12 protein-coding genes are annotated in these 17,680 nt (G+C 38.2%); 2 read left to right on the forward strand and 10 right to left on the reverse strand.

The window, feature by feature from the left end; genetic code table 11:
* Positions 1 to 141: 141 nt before the first annotated feature.
* The 3 genes from ABC371_RS24535 to fdhA form a co-directional block, all read right to left on the reverse strand.
* Complete coding sequence (locus ABC371_RS24535; RefSeq protein WP_412899217.1) at positions 142 to 369, reverse strand: RpnC/YadD family protein; 228 nt, start codon at positions 367 to 369, stop codon at positions 142 to 144.
* A gap of 405 nt (positions 370 to 774) precedes the next feature.
* Positions 775 to 1,539 carry an MIP/aquaporin family protein gene (locus ABC371_RS24540; RefSeq protein ID WP_412899218.1) on the reverse strand — a complete coding sequence of 255 codons (765 nt, stop codon included), beginning with the start codon at positions 1,537 to 1,539 and terminating at the stop codon, positions 775 to 777.
* A gap of 12 nt (positions 1,540 to 1,551) precedes the next feature.
* Complete coding sequence (gene fdhA, locus ABC371_RS24545; RefSeq protein WP_412899219.1) at positions 1,552 to 2,766, reverse strand: formaldehyde dehydrogenase, glutathione-independent; 1,215 nt, start codon at positions 2,764 to 2,766, stop codon at positions 1,552 to 1,554.
* 269 nt (positions 2,767 to 3,035) lie between these two features.
* Between fdhA and ABC371_RS24550 the strand changes: the two genes are divergently transcribed.
* Positions 3,036 to 4,805 (forward strand): sigma-54-dependent Fis family transcriptional regulator, encoded by a 1,770-nt coding sequence (locus tag ABC371_RS24550; RefSeq protein ID WP_412899220.1) that lies wholly within the window; start codon positions 3,036 to 3,038, stop codon positions 4,803 to 4,805.
* A gap of 370 nt (positions 4,806 to 5,175) precedes the next feature.
* Here ABC371_RS24550 and ABC371_RS24555 read toward each other — a convergent pair whose 3' ends face one another.
* The 4 genes from ABC371_RS24555 to ABC371_RS24570 all read right to left on the reverse strand — a co-directional run bounded on the left by ABC371_RS24555 (position 5,176) and on the right by ABC371_RS24570 (position 10,874).
* A complete protein-coding gene (locus ABC371_RS24555) occupies positions 5,176 to 6,699 on the reverse strand; it encodes a BCCT family transporter (protein WP_412899221.1) in 1,524 nt (507 codons plus the stop codon).
* Between the two features lie 277 nt (positions 6,700 to 6,976).
* A complete protein-coding gene (locus tag ABC371_RS24560; protein ID WP_412899222.1) occupies positions 6,977 to 8,167 on the reverse strand; it encodes an aromatic ring-hydroxylating oxygenase subunit alpha in 1,191 nt (396 codons plus the stop codon).
* A gap of 31 nt (positions 8,168 to 8,198) precedes the next feature.
* Positions 8,199 to 9,746 (reverse strand): L-glutamate gamma-semialdehyde dehydrogenase, encoded by a 1,548-nt coding sequence (pruA, locus tag ABC371_RS24565; RefSeq protein ID WP_412899223.1) that lies wholly within the window; start codon positions 9,744 to 9,746, stop codon positions 8,199 to 8,201.
* A gap of 51 nt (positions 9,747 to 9,797) precedes the next feature.
* Positions 9,798 to 10,874 (reverse strand): ornithine cyclodeaminase family protein, encoded by a 1,077-nt coding sequence (locus ABC371_RS24570; protein WP_412899224.1) that lies wholly within the window; start codon positions 10,872 to 10,874, stop codon positions 9,798 to 9,800.
* Positions 10,875 to 11,081: 207 nt separating this feature from the next.
* Here ABC371_RS24570 and ABC371_RS24575 point away from each other — a divergent pair, with 207 nt between their 5' ends.
* Positions 11,082 to 11,996 (forward strand): MurR/RpiR family transcriptional regulator, encoded by a 915-nt coding sequence (locus tag ABC371_RS24575; RefSeq protein WP_412899225.1) that lies wholly within the window; start codon positions 11,082 to 11,084, stop codon positions 11,994 to 11,996.
* Positions 11,997 to 12,468: 472 nt separating this feature from the next.
* Here the strand turns inward: ABC371_RS24575 and ABC371_RS24580 are convergent, their stop codons facing one another.
* The 3 genes from ABC371_RS24580 to ABC371_RS24590 all read right to left on the reverse strand — a co-directional run bounded on the left by ABC371_RS24580 (position 12,469) and on the right by ABC371_RS24590 (position 17,338).
* The gene (locus ABC371_RS24580; RefSeq protein WP_412899226.1) at positions 12,469 to 13,113 is read right to left on the reverse strand and encodes a GNAT family N-acetyltransferase; all 645 of its coding nucleotides are present in this window, start codon (positions 13,111 to 13,113) and stop codon (positions 12,469 to 12,471) included.
* Positions 13,114 to 13,274: 161 nt separating this feature from the next.
* Positions 13,275 to 15,251: a glycoside hydrolase family 3 protein gene (locus ABC371_RS24585; protein ID WP_412899227.1), complete on the reverse strand. Its 1,977-nt coding sequence runs from the start codon at positions 15,249 to 15,251 to the stop codon at positions 13,275 to 13,277.
* Positions 15,252 to 15,448: 197 nt separating this feature from the next.
* The gene (locus ABC371_RS24590) at positions 15,449 to 17,338 is read right to left on the reverse strand and encodes an FUSC family protein (protein WP_412899228.1); all 1,890 of its coding nucleotides are present in this window, start codon (positions 17,336 to 17,338) and stop codon (positions 15,449 to 15,451) included.
* Positions 17,339 to 17,680: the final 342 nt, after the last annotated feature.

The following is a 17,680-nucleotide window of genomic DNA, read 5'->3' on the forward strand; positions in this document are numbered from 1 at the left end:
CTGTTATAGCTTTTCCAAGTAAATTTAGGAGTCAGGCTTCCGTTGATAGTTACCTGGCTATTAACGGAAGCCTGACCCTCATTACATACCGTGATGTTACTTTTTATTAGACAAACTGGTGCTTTGACACAATACTCCGAATTAAGATTTACGAAGTTCTTCAATTTCGCGGAGTGATAATCCTGTTATATCCACAACTGCTTCAGGATCCAAACCTTTTATTAAGAGTTTCTTTGCAATTGCAATCTTTTCTTCCTTTTTTCCTTCTTGCTTCCCTACTTGTCTTCCTTTTTCAATTCCTTTTTCGATCCCTTTTTCAAATCCTCGATCCTCAAATTTTTTATAAAGTTCTTCGAATGGCTTTGCCATTTCCAGCACCTCCAATATTCTTTTCTTTTCTAGATCTTCAATTCTGTTATAATTGACCGCAACCATTGCTCCAATCAAATAAAATGCTATGTCTTCATCATGATATTTCTGTAGAGTATGTGTAAGTTCATATGCTCTTATTGAGCTTGTGGACGTTCTCGTTTTCATCATTGGTAATAGAATTATTTGTAATTTTTCAATGTTTGAAAATGCTTCATTTTTAATTACACTTTCCTTTATTTTACTAAAAATTTCATCTCCATCAAAGTCGTGCTCAAGAAATAGACATTCATGTTTTTGAATGACACTTCCAATATTCCTTCATATTAACCTCCATAAAAACCAAAAAAGGTGATAGTCGCCTCCCCATTGGGTTACGGCAGAGACTATCACCTTTATATCACTCTATTTAACTACTTCATGTTGAGAAGTTTCATTTGATAACGGTAGCTTTTTCGAACTGGTCATATACGTATAAACGACCGCAGCTGCAATGGCACCAATGACTGGACCAATGACATAAACAGGGAATTGGATCCAGCTGATATTGCCACCTAACAGACTATCTACAAGATAAGGTCCGAAGGTTCGTGCAGGATTAAAGGAGGCTCCCGTAGCACCGGCAGTCATCATGATAATCCCTCCAACTGTTAAACCTATAACCAGTCCTCCCCAATCCTTTGGAGCCTTGGAGTCTACGGCAACTCCCATAATGACGAACATCAGAATAAACGCTGCAATGGCTTCGATAACAATTCCCTGAAAATACCCAGTAGTTGGTGCAAGTACAGTAGCCCCTAAATTACCTAACAGTACTCCGTCCATGCCTAAAACCGTTACAATGCCAAACGCCCCAATGGTACCACCCACACATTGTGCAAGGAGATATGGTCCTACTTCTTTCCATGGAAAATGACCAGTCGAGGCTAATGCGATTGTAACAGCTGGGTTAATGTGGCAACCCGTTAATCTACCAATGGAATAAATCATTGCCATCACAACAATGGCAAAGGCAAAACTAATAACTCCAATATCTGCTAATGTTGTAGACTCGTTGTTATTCGCTGTAATAATTCCATTAAATGCAGCTGTTCCAGGACCAATAAGTACTAATAAAGCCGTTCCGATCCCTTCAGCAAAACACCGTTTGAACAGGCTGGGTGTCTCCATCAGCAGCCACCATTACTTCACAAGTCCATGAGGGTCAATTACATATTTTCTTGAAGCACCTTTATCAAATTCCGCATATCCCTGTGGCGCTTCTTCTAAAGAAATAACGGTTGCATTAACCGCTTTTGCAATCTGTGCTCTTCCACTTAAAATCGCTTGCATTAAGTCACGGTGGTATCTCATGACTGGTGTTTGTCCGGTTACGAACGTATGCGCTTTTGCCCATCCTAATCCTAGACGAACTCTCAATGTACCAATTTTCGCATCTTCATCAACTCCACCTGGATCTCCGGTTACATAAAGACCTGGAATACCAAGGCGTCCCCCAGCACGTGTGACTTGCATTATTGAATTTAATACAGTTGCTGGTGCTTCTACCGCATTCGCACCATGAGCAGATGCTTCAAATCCTACGCAATCGACCGCACAGTCAACTTCAGAAACACCTAAAATTTGGTCAATTTGTTCTCCCAAATCAGGATGTTTACGTAGATTTACGGTTTCACAGCCAAAGCTTCTTGCTTGGGCAAGTCTTTCTTCATTTAAGTCTCCAACAATCACGACAGAAGCCCCTAAAAGTTGTGCCGAATGTGCAGCTGCTAGCCCAACAGGACCTGCTCCAGCAATATAAACTGTAGAGCCTGGTTTAACTCCTGCGCTCACTGCCCCATGATAACCTGTTGGAAAAATGTCAGAGAGCATCGTTAAATCTTTAATTTTTTCCATCGCTTGATCTTTATCAGGAAATTTCAATAATTGGAAGTCAGCATAAGGTACCATCACATATTCAGACTGACCTCCTACCCATCCACCCATGTCTACATACCCATAGGCTGAACCAGGACGATCAGGATTTACATTTTCACAAATATGTGTGTTTTGCTCTTTACAGCTCCGGCATCGTCCACACGCAATATTAAATGGGACCGACACTAGGTCACCTTTTTTAATAAATTCCACATCACCGCCAACTTCAATGACTTCTCCCGTTATTTCATGCCCTAGCACTAGTCCTTCAGGAGCTGTTGTTCTCCCTCTTACCATATGCTGGTCACTTCCACAAATATTGGTTGTAACTACCTTCAAAATAACCCCGTGTTCACATTTGCGTCCTACGTTTAGAGGATTTACTCCAGGTCCATCTCTTAACACTAAATCTGGATAACCAATATCCATTACCTCTACTCTACCAGGTCCCATATACGCTACCGCTCTGTTTCCTACCATCTTTTTCCCCTCCATTAAAAGAATATGAGTCAGACAACTTATATACTTGCAAGTATCGTGCCAATCATAATTCCTTTTAAAATGGAACTTTTTAAGTATTGCTAATAAAAATGCTGCTCAGAACTTGAACAGCTTGTGTCCTATTTTAGTACACACCGGACAAAATATTCATCACTTTCAAAATAATGGAATAATAGTATAATAGATGTAAAATATGATTTTCGCACATAAATGGGCAAGGAAAGTATTTAAGGGGGATAGGTATATTCATGTCATCCGTCGATCTTTTCAATCAAAGGAACATTATTGATCTTTCTTGGAAACGATGTCAAAGGTTTGGACTTTCACCCACCGGTCCAATTAAGGATATCAAATTTACGGGCAAGAAATTACAAGAGGTTCTAACAGAGAATGAGAATTTGATCAACCATACGACTGCCATTTTAGAAAAGCTTTATCCTACCATTCATTCAAGTGGAATTGTGACAGTAATCGCTGACGGTAACGGGACAATCATTCATAAAATAGGGAATCTCGATATCGATGAATCCATTGACTATTTTTCGATTGGCTCAAATTGGTCAGAGGAAGTAAAAGGGACAAATGCCATTGGACTTGCCATTTATGAGAAAAAAAACATCATCACCCACGCAGAACACCATTTCCATGTGAAGAATCACTTTCTCACCTGTGCGGCAAGCCCCATCTTTTCTCCAAGTGGCCAATTTATCGGAGCAGTTAATATAAGTGCGAGGAAAGAGTTATTTCATCCTTCGATGGTTTCTTTAGCGAGTATGATTGTCGAAGCTGTGCAAAACCGATTGCTCATGGACCATGTCAACCGAGAAAAGCTACTGGCCTTAAAAGAATTGGAAATTACAGCGAATGTATGCTCAACTCCACATCTTACACTCAATCATGAAAGAAGAATTATTCGCGCAAACAAACCCGCCCAGCAACTATTAGGCGATGATTGTATTGGACAGGAGTTTCATATGAAAGCTGGCTCTTCGGTCAATATCGTAGACGATTATTCAAATAAAGTTTTTCGGTCTGTTGTTTCCTTTCATAGAAATAGCACTAAATCCTCCCAGGACAAAAAGCTTTATACCATCTCTGATATTATTGGTTCCTGTGCAAAAATAGAAAAAGTAAGGAAAATTGTTAAAAAAGCTGCCTTATCTGAGTACCCGATCATCATTTATGGAGAAAGCGGAACGGGCAAGGAATTAATCGCACAATCTTTACATACATCAGGAACACGGAAAATGAAACCATTTGTTGCAGTTAATTGCAGTGCCATCCCTGATAGTTTGATTGAGAGTGAATTATTTGGTTACGAACGGGGTGCTTTTACAGGTGCAAGGCGGGAAGGAGCTCCTGGCAAATTTGAACTTGCTGACGGCGGGACGATCTTCTTAGATGAAATTGGCGACATGTCCTTGAAGGCACAAGCCGCCTTACTTCGCGTATTACAAGAAAAAACGGTAACCCGAATTGGCGGAGATTCCGTTAAAGTCATTGATACGAGAGTTATCGCTGCAACCAATAAAAATTTGCGCGAGGAAGTACAAGCAGGAAGATTTAGAGAGGATTTATACTATCGGTTGAGAGGGATTTTTATTACACTGCCTCCTCTACGAAATCGAACTGACATTATCGAGCTAGCCGAACATTTAATAACCAAGCTAGATACGCCCTCTATTACTTTATCGGAGGATGCGAAGCAAAAACTCATCTCCTATCACTGGCCAGGTAATGTACGGGAGCTAAAAAGTGTTCTTATGCAGGCCTCGTTTTTTGCAGAAGATAACATAATTCACGGTGAGGATTTACATTTTGAAGATGAATTTGAGCGTCACCCTACTCGTGGAAGTTCAGAAGTAAACACTTCCCTTTCATTGACGAACACTGAAAAAATGGCGATCTTACATACTTTACATTCTGTAGACTGGAATATTACGAAAGCCGCTAACATCCTACAAATCAGTCGAAATACACTATATCTAAAAATAAAAAAATATAAATTGGAGAGGTAGGTAGGTTTCTAATAGATTTTCAGGATGCGGGTAGCTTGGAGATGATACAACACAAACAAAGTGGGGATGAAGGACTCCCCACTTTTTGATGTATACCCACTTTATTTTCTTCTATAGAACACTTCTCAAGCAACGATTACGATTCAATTTGTTTTCTTTCTTCCTTAGAGAGTATCTTCTTCTCTCAGTTCATACATGCGACTTACTGTAAATAAGTTAAAAAGTTCCTTCCCATATATGTTAGTAAGGTGCATCATTTCGATCGACTAGCCACCTTTATTGTAAACGCTTTCCGTTTTAATTATAGGTTTTATTTCACTAGCCTTTTAATCTAATTATCTGTAACCCTTATGGTCCTTACCTACATGGTTCAAGATACACTTTTATCCTTTTGGGTCGTCTGAATAGTCGTCTCATTCATTTCTCCCTTCACAGACTTATAAATAGAATAGGACATGAATATCATTAACAAAGTAAATGGAGCAGCAGCAACAATTGAGAAAGTTTTCACTGCATCTAGACCTCCATTTAAAAGAAACACGATTGCTGAGCCTGCAATGATTACGCCCCAAAGGACCTTTAATTTATTTGGAGGATTTAGATTACCTTTATCGCTTAGCATTCCTAACACAAATGTTGCAGAATCCGAAGATGTTATAAAGAAGATGATGATTAACGCCATCGTAATAACACTTAATAGAGTGGAAAGCGGTAAGTATTCAAAGAACTGAAATAAGGCGGAAGTGATATCAGCATTTACACTCTCTCCTAATGCAGTAATCCCTAAATCATGAATGAGATGAAGCGCTGAACCTCCTAAAACGGAAAACCAAACAAAGGAAACGAAAGACGGAACAATTAACACTCCCAGCACGTATTCTCGAATCGTACGTCCCTTTGAGATTCTTGCGATAAAAGCGCCTACAAACGGAGCCCAAGTTGTCCACCAAGCCCAATAAAACACCGGCCAATTCGTAATCCAACTTTGTTTATCTTCGCTAAATGGGGTCAATCTAAAACTCAAACTGATCATATCATTTAGATAACTAGCCGTTGTACTAACAAACAGACTTAAAATGGTTGTCATGGGTCCTATTAAAAGGAGCATAAGCATGAGTCCCACGGCAATAACCATATTAATGTTTGATAATATTTTAATTCCTCGGTTAATTCCTGTAATAGAAGAAATGACAAAAATGATGGTTGCAAAACTAATGATTGTAATCTGTAAGGTTAATGTATTGGGAATCCCCCATACAACATTAAAACCACCCGCAATTTGTAGAGAGCTTAAGCCCAGGGTACTTGCAACACCTAAAGTCGTAACAAAAATGGAATACGTATCAATTGTCTTCCCGATCGGACCATATATTCTATCTCCTAAAATAGGATAGAAAATTGAACTAACTAAGGCAGGCAGTTTTTTCCGGAATTGAAAGTAAGCCATGCCTAATCCCACGAGCCCGAATATTGCCCAAGGATGAATACCCCAGTGAAAGAACGTATTTTGCAAGGCGAATTCTGCAGATTCATCAGAACCTGGCTCAGTGAATGGGTTGTTCATGTAATGCATTACAGGTTCAGCAATACTCCAAAATACTAAGCCTACACCCATTCCCGTACTAAACAACATTGCTAACCATGTCTTTGTGCCATACGCAGGTTGATCTGTAGGGTCTCCAAGCTTTATTTTCCCGTACTTTGAAAACATTAAATACAAACACACAATTACAAATAGAGAACCAGTTGATAGATAAAACCACCCAAAATAAGTAATAATGAAGTTCAAAATACTTGTGGCGGTATTCATCAATCCATCTTTAAACATTGTACCTACCACGATAAATGCTAAACTTAACAGTAGCGCAACCATAAAAACCTTATTTTTAAACAAAACTCATCCTCCTTTTTTCTTTTAAAATGTGCAAAACATGATTTCTGCAGCTTTTGATCTTGAACGATTCATTTTTAAAGACTTCACACAGATTGTTCTTTTTTCATAATGTGCTATTTTGTTAAATAAAGTACCTGTTTGTACTTCCATACAAAACATCCGTTTTTTGAATTAATGAGTGGGTTTACTTTTGTTGACTTCAGAACGAGAGGCACTTTCAAAAAAGGAAAGGAACGGCTGCTTAGTCATTGAAACCGTTCCTTATTGTGTACTCAAATTATGGTAGGTCTAGTTGTGGATTTGGAGCTTCCTTCACTTTTTCCTGAACGTATTTTTTAAAGTTGGCAACACGCCAATCTATTGGTGTTAAAACCCCTCCGTCTTTATAGATCTTTGATTGATTACCCGCATGAGCCCATTCACACGCTTTCCAATCTTCTTCACACGTAATTGCCCAAATATCAATAGCATCTTGAATCGCTGGATTTTCTTCTTCCAACACTTCGGGTTCGAACAGCCAAAATCCTTTCACAATCGACTTATCCGTACTTATCGGGAACATAGCCGCAATAAATACATAATCTGAGGCTAAGCATATATACGAATGTGGGTAAAAATGAACATAATATAGAACTCTAGCATCCTCGTTATCTAGCCCTGGAAAGTTAGGGCGGTATGCCTTTCCATCTAAGTTTGCTCTCTGGAAGTCATCTCTTACTTTCATTCCCCCGACATGTTTTAAAACCTCACTACCTGGGATATTTTCATCAATATATTGCCTTGGTGAACCAGGTGGAGTACACGTGCTTAAGCCAGGGTGGATAGGACCGCAATGGTAACACTCTGATGCATTTTCCATAATTAACTTCCAATTTGCATCTACTTGATAGGTCTTTTGTGCCCCAATTTTTAAATTCTTCATGCCCCACTTTTCATATAATGACCATGATTCTGGCAACGCAAAACTAACTTTCAAAGAAGGCGCATTTTCGTCAAGGTTTATCCAAATTAGTCCATCCCATACTTCTGTTTTGGCCTTAACAAGTGGATATTCACTCTTGTCGAAACTGCAATCCCTAGCTGGAATATTCGGGGTCCCTACTAAATTTCCGGTTTGTCCGTCATAAACCCAACTGTGATATGGACAAACCACATACCCCTTTTTGAAATTTCCCGTTTGTTCCTCACATAATCTGGATCCTCGATGACGACAGACATTATAGTACGTTTGGATGGAACCATCTTTTGCACGCATGACAATTAAATTTTCCTTTGCAATATCAACCGTAAAATAATCACCAACATTCGGGATCTCACTCACATGTCCTGCACATAACCATGTCTTAAACCAGATATTTTCTAATTCTTTTTGAAAGTAAGCGTTATCAAAATACTCATAACTTTTAAATGTTGGCTCAAATTTTGCGTCGGCTGGCCATCCGCCTTCAATTGTTGTTTTAACTGTCATTTCAATACCTCCTTTTGATAAACAACTAGGTTTATAAATTTTCAGAAATGGTTTTCGCTTGGACAAAATTCATCAAGAAGTCTACTGTGCCTGTTTTAGAACCCGTTCCAGACATATAGTACCCTCCAAATGGCTGTACACCTACAATTGCCCCCGTGCATTTTCCGTTAATGAACAGATTTCCACACTCCATGTTTAATGATGCATATTCAATCCGATCGCGTTTCTTTGAATAGAATGAACCCGTTAGCCCGTATTCAGTATCGTTATAAACCTCAATGCCTTCTTTATAATCAGAAACCTTACTAATAGCTAATACCGGTCCAAAAATTTCTTCTTGCATAATTCGTGAATGTGGATGTGCATCTATAAAAACAGTTGGTTGAATAAAATAACCTATACTTTTATCTGAAGAACCCCCGATAGCAAGGGTAGCCTCCTGTTTACCAATTTCAATATATTCATTGATTTGATTAAAAGCATTCTCATCAATCACTGGTCCCAAATCTGGATTCTCAATAGCAGGGCCGACTGTTAGTTCTTTTACCCGATCAATAATCTTTTTAACCAGTTCATCGTAGATTGCCTCATGGATGATCGCTCTTGATCCTGCGGAACATTTTTGACCTTGAAAGCCAAAGGCCGACGTCACAATTCCATCAGCAGCTAAATCAATATCTGCTGTTTCATCCACAACTATGCCATCTTTTCCGCCCATTTCCGATATAACCCTTTTAATCCATCGCTGTTTTGGTATCCTGCGATGGGCCACTTCATCAATGTGCACCCCGGCCTCTTTGGAACCTGTAAAGGATATGAAATTTATATCTTTATGCCCTACCATGAAATCGCCTATTTCCCTCGAAGCTCCCGGCACGAAATTAATTACTCCTGCCGGGAGATCGATTTCCTTCATTACTTCCATGAATTTCGCAGCAATCATTGGAGTAACTCCAGCTGGCTTTACCAACACCGTATTCCCTGTTACAATTGCTGATGTAGTTAACCCTGTAAGAATAGCTAGCGGGAAATTCCATGGTGGAATAACTACCCCAACTCCGAGTGGGATGTACAGCATGCGATTTTCAACCTTTGGAATAGAAATAAGCTCCTTTTGATTCCCCAAATCAATTGCATGACGAGCATATATTTCTAAAAAGTCAATCGCTTCATTTACATCTCCCTCGGCTTCAACGATATTCTTACCGGACTCATATATAAGCCATGCCATGAACTCTGTCTTTCTGCGTCTAAACACATTTGCGGCTTTCAACAGGTATAATGCTCGTTCTCTAGATGAGGTTTTCCCCCAACTTTTAAACGCTTTACAAGCTCCTGTAATAGCCTCCTGAATGTGTTCTTGGTTTGCTTGACTCATATATCCTAGTATTTGATCGTGTTGACTCGGGTTGATAGAGGCGATTTTATCCTCGGTATGAATCTCTTCCCCATCGATAATCAAAGGATACTGTTTGGAGAACTCCTCCGTCACCCTTGTTAATTCCTGCATCAGTTCTTCTCTATTCTCTGGCAACTTCCAATTTATTTCTTTTTCATTCCTGAAAGGAGCTATTGTCATCTTCCTACCCTCCTATTACATGTGAATTTTAATCCTGTTGGATAGTCAGCCTTAGAACATGGCTGGGTTCGACCAAAGTTTTACCAAGGTTCCTATTTCCTTCTCTTTTGCGTTTTGATAAATTCGGTAACTATTCGCCGTATCCGTTGCGCAAATTCCTAATGTTACGAAGAACACACTGTCGTCATCATTTTCCCTGACAATTGCATTTCCTTTAATGACCTGACCCAATTCAATAATTTGATTAGAATCTAGTTTCTTAGACTTTGTTAATTCGGATAGTGGATATTTATCATCCTTAAGACGAAGTTTGTAATCCATACAGTATTTATTAAATCCTTCTAGAATCGCTTCATCCTTATGGTCCCACATAGAAACTCCAGAATGGAATGATCCTTTCTTAATCCATTCTTTAGGGATATATTCATTGCCTAGGTTAACGTTCGTTGCCGTATAAACAATATCGGACTGAGCAACTGCCTCTTCCACATCGTTACAGATTTCAAATCGATATCCCAAGTGCTTCCATTTATCTGCAAAACTTTGAGCTCTATCCTTATTCATATCGAATAACCGCACTGTTTTTATTTTTTTCATGACCTTACTTGTAGCTTCAATATGAGCATTTTGAATAACACCACAGCCAACTAAGCCTAAAATTTCAGAATCTGGTCGAGCACAATATTTAGCACCTAATGCACTCGATGCACCTGTTCGTAATGCGCTTACAATTGTATCGTCCATTACTGCAAACGGATAACCTGTATCCTCGTTATAAAGAATGATCATTCCGTTTGATCGAGGAGTCTGGTATCTAACTGGATTCATTGGGTTACTTGGAATCCCCTTTACAGCTGCAACATGCATTTCTTCAGAACGGATGAGCGCCGCATGAACTCCAATACGTTTACCGGAATACTGACCTTCTTCCCATAATAAGTGGAGTAGTTCCGGTTCCACGACTTTACCCTCAGCAAGCCATAAATTCACCTTTTCCACATATTCCAAAATCATTTCCATATCTGTAGCGCCACCTTGAATACACTCTTCCTGGGACAGCCACCTTACAACAACTTCCTTACTAGACACTTCGTTTTCATTAGCTAAAATAGTTTCTTGATTTAACATGATTTCAGCCTCCAAATTTAAATTATTTAATTTTTCTTTCTATTTCAAATATTATAATAGTGTATATAAGGAATAAAATCAACCATATTTATTTAAATAATCAAAAATATTCCTCTTTTGTATAGCGTTAGGTTCATTTAAGATAGTAATAAGGAGAATTTACTAAATATTGAAAGAAAAAACACAGAAAGGAAGTTCAGCTATTCAATGAACAAGGAGAATTTAAAAGCAGAAATTCAAAATTACGATAAACTGCTTCAAGGTCTGCTTGATTTAAGAAGCACCCTACCTAAGAAACAAGCCCAATTGTGTGACTACTTAATTGAAAACCATCAATTAATTGGTTTATTAACCGTCTCAGAATTAGCCAAAAATGCCAATGTTGGTACCACAACGGTTATGCGATTTATTAATAATTTGGGATATGAAAGTTATTTGGATTTAAAAAAGGAAATTTTGGATGCATCTGTGAAATTAAATCCCTCTGCCTGGTGGCATTTACAGGAGTCCTTTACAGACAATGGAGTAGGGGAACACATATTAATTGATACATTTACAGAGGTTAAAGATATTTTAGATCAAACTTTAAAGCCATCGTTACTTACAAATTTTGATGAGGCAGTCAGCATTATGTTAAATGCGGAACGGGTGAATATTCTAGGTGCTCGTTCTAATAAAGCGTTAGCGATGTATTTCGGCTATTTGTTAGAGGAGTTTTATCCCAAAATGTCACAATTAAGTCATGATACTGAATTTTTATATGACCGATTGATCCGTTTCAAGAAAGGAGATGTTTTATTACTTATTGATAACGCACCCTTTACAACTCTTGGCGTAGAAGCTGCAGAATTTTGCCATAAGGAGGGGCACCCTGTAATCCTTATTACAGATCACCTCTCTTCACCTGCTGCTTCCTATTCTGCCGCAACATTATGCACGCAGGCTAGCAAAAAACAATATTCTGTCATACCTACACTTACCATTTTAGAAACACTCATTATCCAAATTGGCAGAAAAAATTCTAACAGTTCCATATCAAATTTGAAACGACTTAGCGAAATACTGGAAAAAAAGAAAATCACGCTTCCTTTTTCATTTGACGAAGACACTAAAAAAAGATAATAAATGTTAATGACCATCTATCATTTTGATAGTGTAGTTTCATAGACTCAGCTTTGTTCCCTAAAGCAAAAAAGGTATAATATCTCAAAATTAAAGAGATTTATACCTTTTTATCTGCTTTTATACGTGTAAAATGCTAGTCAGTGGATTACGTTTTTTAATATCTTGGATGGATAAATACATGTAGTAATTCCATAATCAGAATATTATTTAAAAAATATTCAATTGTTCTCGAGAGTGAACCTTTATACAAGGATTTCCTGCAACAAAACTACAAATTAAATAACGCAAAAATATAAAATAAAGCATTCTTGCGATTTATTTGAAGAATTATTAGGGATTTGTAACCTTCACAGTAGGTCAGGCACTACTATTAGTATTCTTTAGTACGACCCCGCTGATTGATATGATGGTTAATCATAAGATCCAACACAAAGGAGATGAAAAAGGCATTTTATTTAACTAGTTTTATCTAAGCAAAATGCATGTATTCTTCATCTCTAAGAATCTTCACCATATAATCATAGGGATGTTGATTAATTTGGATGACTTTTTGTTCCTTATAGCCCATTCGTTTGTATAGTTTCTTTGCAATTGGATTATCATGTGCAACATTTAAAGAAACCCTTGAATACCCCTTTTCTAATGCGATTTTCTCAGATTCTTTTAGGAGCAATGTTCCGATTCCATAGCCTCGAAACCGGTCATCCACACAGATGGTGTCTACATAATAATCCCCTTCGTCGGCTTCTTTATCTAAAAAAATCTTCTCATTCCTACTCTTCTTTTTTAATCGTTTCAAGATAGGCTCGTCCAAACGAGGAGCATCTTCTCCTGGGTAAATAATGAGAATCCCCGCTACTTCTCCCAAAATATCGGCAATAATGATATTTTGATAGCTAAGACGATTATTCTCTTCACAAAAATATTGAGACAGCGTTTTACGAATCTTTTCTTTCTTCGTTTGACCAGTCAGTTGCTCCGCAATATCGTGAATGGCGATATGAATAAGTTCAGCTACTTTATTAGCATCCTTCTTCACAGATCCTCTAATCTTCAATTCCTCCGCAAAACTGTTATCTACATTTCGTTTATTTATTATTGCTCTATTTTTCAATTGAATTCCCTCTGTTCGTAGTCATCGTTGTGTAAACTTTTAAATTAGCATACCATACAAATTTCATAAATGAATAGAGTGGTGTTATTTTGTCGTGTTCTTACAAAGAAAATCCCACTACATCTACCAATGCTAGTGGGATTTGTTACCATTCATTTCACTCAATAAGTAAGTCCAAAATTATATTGATACCTATTTCCTGCTTTATCCTGATACGTATAAGATGGATCCTCATCATATCCAGGTACATCACCTGCTTCCTTATTCACTGCTTCTTGACTAGCAGGGATGGTAATAGGAAGTCTTCCTACAGGATTAAATTTTCCACGAATCAGTTCTACGACTGCCTCTGTTTTTGTACCAAACGTTCCTATTATGGCAGCTGCATTTGGTTCAATCCTGTTTATTAGCCATGGATTGGAAAAGTTAATGACTGTTACAGTAGGAACTGTCTGTTGAATTTCTACGATTCGATTTACTTGCTCTACACCCGTTTCGGGACCAATCACTACAGAAGGTTTATTTGCAAACAAGTCTTGAAATGGTTTGACCCAAACAAAGGCATGCGTCGCATCTTTTATATTATCCACGATCGTAATAGATTTATCGTGATTTCTTATTTTTTGCTTTAATTTCTCTGTTTCTTGCCCGTTTTCTCCTCCAGGGAACATTTCAACGTATAGTCTCACATTGGATATAGTCTCATCCTTTAATGGCAGTAGATTTCTATCATTCCGCATGAGTACAGCCGATCTGCGATGCGCATCATCTGCAACCTTTTGGGATTCTGGATTATTGGCAATAGTTAAAGCCTGTTCTGGATCCACATATGGATTTTCAAAAAGCCCTAATTTCATCATTTCCGTTAGGACATAAGTGACTGAACTATTAATTTGCGCTTCCTTCACTAAGCCCTGATTTACAGCATTTAAAATCGGTTTTGGATTGGGTACCCCTGAAAAAATATTGGTTCCTGCATTAATTGCTTTTGCAAAGCGCTGTTCTAACGATAAATTCTGTGCACCCCACGCTCGATCAATCACCGCACTTGTATCCGAATTAACATAACCTAAGAAATTCAATTCATCTCTCAAATAGCCATTAATGAATTGTTCATTTAGTGCAAAAGCAACCTCTTCAAACTGTTGATTTGCACTAAATGGTGGTAATCCTTGTTCTGCACTTTTGTTACTTGGGTATGCATAATAAGGCATAATAGAGGTTGTCTCTGCTTCTATTGCTGCCTTAAAAGGTGGTATATGATACTTTAACAAGCTACCAGGGGTTGGATATATATTATATTGTCCTTCTTTAAAATGAGGATCCCTTCCCTCTGCACGATCTCCCCCACCTGGGAAATGTCTCGTTGTTAATGATACACTGTTTTCACTTAATACATCACCTTGAAAACCTTTAATCACATTGTAAACCATACCTGATACAAGTTCTGGATGCTCCCCGAACGTTTCTTGATTTCTTGCCCATAATGGGTCTGTTGCGACATCGGCTGAATAGCCGTACATCTTATGAATTCCTGCAGCTCTCCACTCTTTCGCAGCTATCTCACCAAACCTTCTTACCATACCCGAATCACGTGAGGCCGCTAACCCTAAAGTATCAGGCCAATGAGAAAACTGTCCTGGCTCTTCAATTACAGGGATCGTTAAAGGATGATTTCTTGGATTAGAAATGACTACAGCAGGAATTCCTAGTCTTGAGCCTTCCGCCGCTACTTGTAATTGGTTTGTATGGTTTGCAATAACATTTGCACTCGGCATTTCCCTATAAATAAAATAACGGGTATGCTGGTCAAGAAATTTATTGGGTAACACTAACGTACCATCTTTATTTTTTGGAAATTCATTAATCGTAAGTATCCCAACTTTTTCTTCTAATGTCATTTGAGACAATAAATCCTCCACCCGTTTTTCGGTAGACAACTCCCAATTTTCGTACGGGTCAAGCTTTCCATTATCATTTAAATCTCTAAATCGTTTTCCTTCCATTTTTAAGATCGCTTTTGTTCTTGTTTCAACATGCACGTTTTTTTGGGCCTGTACCTCTAATAGCCCAATTGGTACTACCAACGCAAACGCCATTGAACATAAAACTACCTTCCTTATGTAATGGAAATCCATCTTCTTCACTCCATTTAAAGTTGATATAATTCTTCATTAATATCCCTTCTTTGGGAGAAGAATATCCAACTGTTAAGGAGTACTTTATGTAAGTTGAAAGCCAATCATTTGCCTGCACATGACCAGTCTCTTGCATGTTTCAACGCAATTTCGATAAACATGGGTAAAGCTGGAGAAAGCACTGCCCCTAACCTACCTTACCCACGCGTTCTACCTAGTTCTTTTTGTAGAAATTGGATTTCCTTATGTATACTAGGATAGCCCTCTATTTCAGGGATTTCTTTCTGTTTTGGCAAGACATTTCGTGCTGCAGCATTTGCCATTGTTTCAAATACAAATAAAATTTGTGCTAATTTTTCATCGGAAAGGATCAGACGATTAGATTCTTTTGAACAATTTTCTAATAGGTATCCTAAATGCCTTATTGAAAAAAGAATCGGCCAGTAATATTCTAACGCCATACGATTAGAGGGAATCTCACCTAATGCGGTGGTATACAAGGTTTGCAAATTACTTAAATTTATTCTCATTTTCAATCTTTCTCTACTCTGTCTTGCATGAAATCCTTCACCCTGATCTGAAAAAAGCACCATTAAAAACTGTGCTTGACTTCGAAGTGTTTTGCTCAGCAAATGTGGAATTCGGCTCGAAGCAGATTTTCTACCCACGAGATAAACCCCTAATAAACCAATCGCACTCCCGATGATAATGTCAATAAATCTCGCCTGTGCAAAATAGGAAAAACTAAACAACTGGTTACTTGTGGTTTCAGCCATTAACAGTGCATTTGGCGTAAAGAAAAGGGCTGCTAATCCATAATTTTTCACGATAAACAACTCGGTAATAAATGTTAATACTAATATAAACAATGCAATTACAAAACCAGATGGATGAAAGGATAAAATAAACCCTGCAATGACAATTCCAATTACTGTACCAAAAAATCGTTGAATTGCACGATGAAAGGTTGCGACAATTGTTGCACCCGACATCACCGCTAAGCAAGATAACGGCACCCAGTAGGATCGTTCAAATCCAAATTGATAGGCGATGATCGCAGCGATAGCCGTAATTACTCCAAGTCGTACTGATGAAATAAATACGATTGAATTTTTATCAAACGCCCCCAAAACAATCGTTTTTAGAGAGGGTCTATGAAATTGAATCGATTTTTTAATCTTACTAATGGGTTCATTAAGGATTGCATCTGCATTATAAATGGTAGTGAACAGCTCGCTTACCTGTGCTTCTAACTTCTCGGGCTGTAATATTCTTGGCTTTTCTTGCTTTTCACGTTTGTTTAAGGAATGTGCAAGCATTCGAGTAGATTGCCCTAGCTCTTTTGGTAATGGCTCATATGCATTTGAGAAATTTTCCACAACTGAAATAAACAACTCATTTGCATACATATTTAATAGATACAATCGATTAAACATGTCAGTGGTCCGCCATGAAATATAACTTGCTGAAAGAGTCTCTTCGGAGTCGTTTAGTACCTCCATCACTTTATGCGTAGCTTCATTGAATTTAGTAGTTCCAACAGAATCCAACAGTTCCGCTAATTGCAAATAAACTCTAGTTACAACACTAGATTCCGGACCATGAGGGTTAAAAAACCACCCGGTCATGGCAATCATCCATGATAAACAACCACTAAGAAAGACTAATCCAGCTCGTAAAAATGCTTCATCTGGATTAATCGGCATTCCCGATGTCATCGCAAAAACTAATACAAAAAAGATGGCGGAAGGGCCGGCTATTTTTAAGGCGCCGAACACGAAAATGACTACTGCTGCAATGATTCCCATCAGAATAGCAACTGCTAGCGGATATGGTGCACTAATCGTTCCCAAATAGGTAACAAACGTCAATCCGAGAACGACCGAAAAGATTTTCTTTGCTCGCTGTGCATATGGAATATTAAACACATACAAATAGGTAAAGCCACCCAGACCAGCGATTAATCCATATTGCAAATTACCAAGGGCTAACCCTATTATAACTGGCAAGGCAGCCGCTAACCCCGCCCTAAATGCTTTTAACCAAGGAAAGGGTTTCTTATTTACTTGAAGTGCTTGCTTAATCATAGAAGGGGCTAACCCTTTTGATTGTTTGGGATTCATCATAAACCTTCTTTACACTATCATTTTCTATCATTATTCTCTTTTGGCCACCTAAAAATTCTGAAATTCGGCACCAGTCCATAGTCGGATAAAGCTTTTATCATGCTAAAGACGCTTGATCTTAACAGTGGAAGTAACATTTATTAATGTCGCTTTGCCAGAGAAGTATGGGAGGCCAGATGTTTCTTATCCTATTTTATAGCGATATACAAAAAACACCCGAGAACGTTGAAAAATCAACATTTTCGGGTGTTTGTGTTATTAATCGTAACTAAATTTTAACTAAATGATACCGGTGGTCGGGGT

The sequence above is a fragment of the Bacillus jepli genome (assembly GCF_047238305.1).
Taxonomy (GTDB): domain Bacteria; phylum Bacillota; class Bacilli; order Bacillales; family Bacillaceae_L; genus Ferdinandcohnia.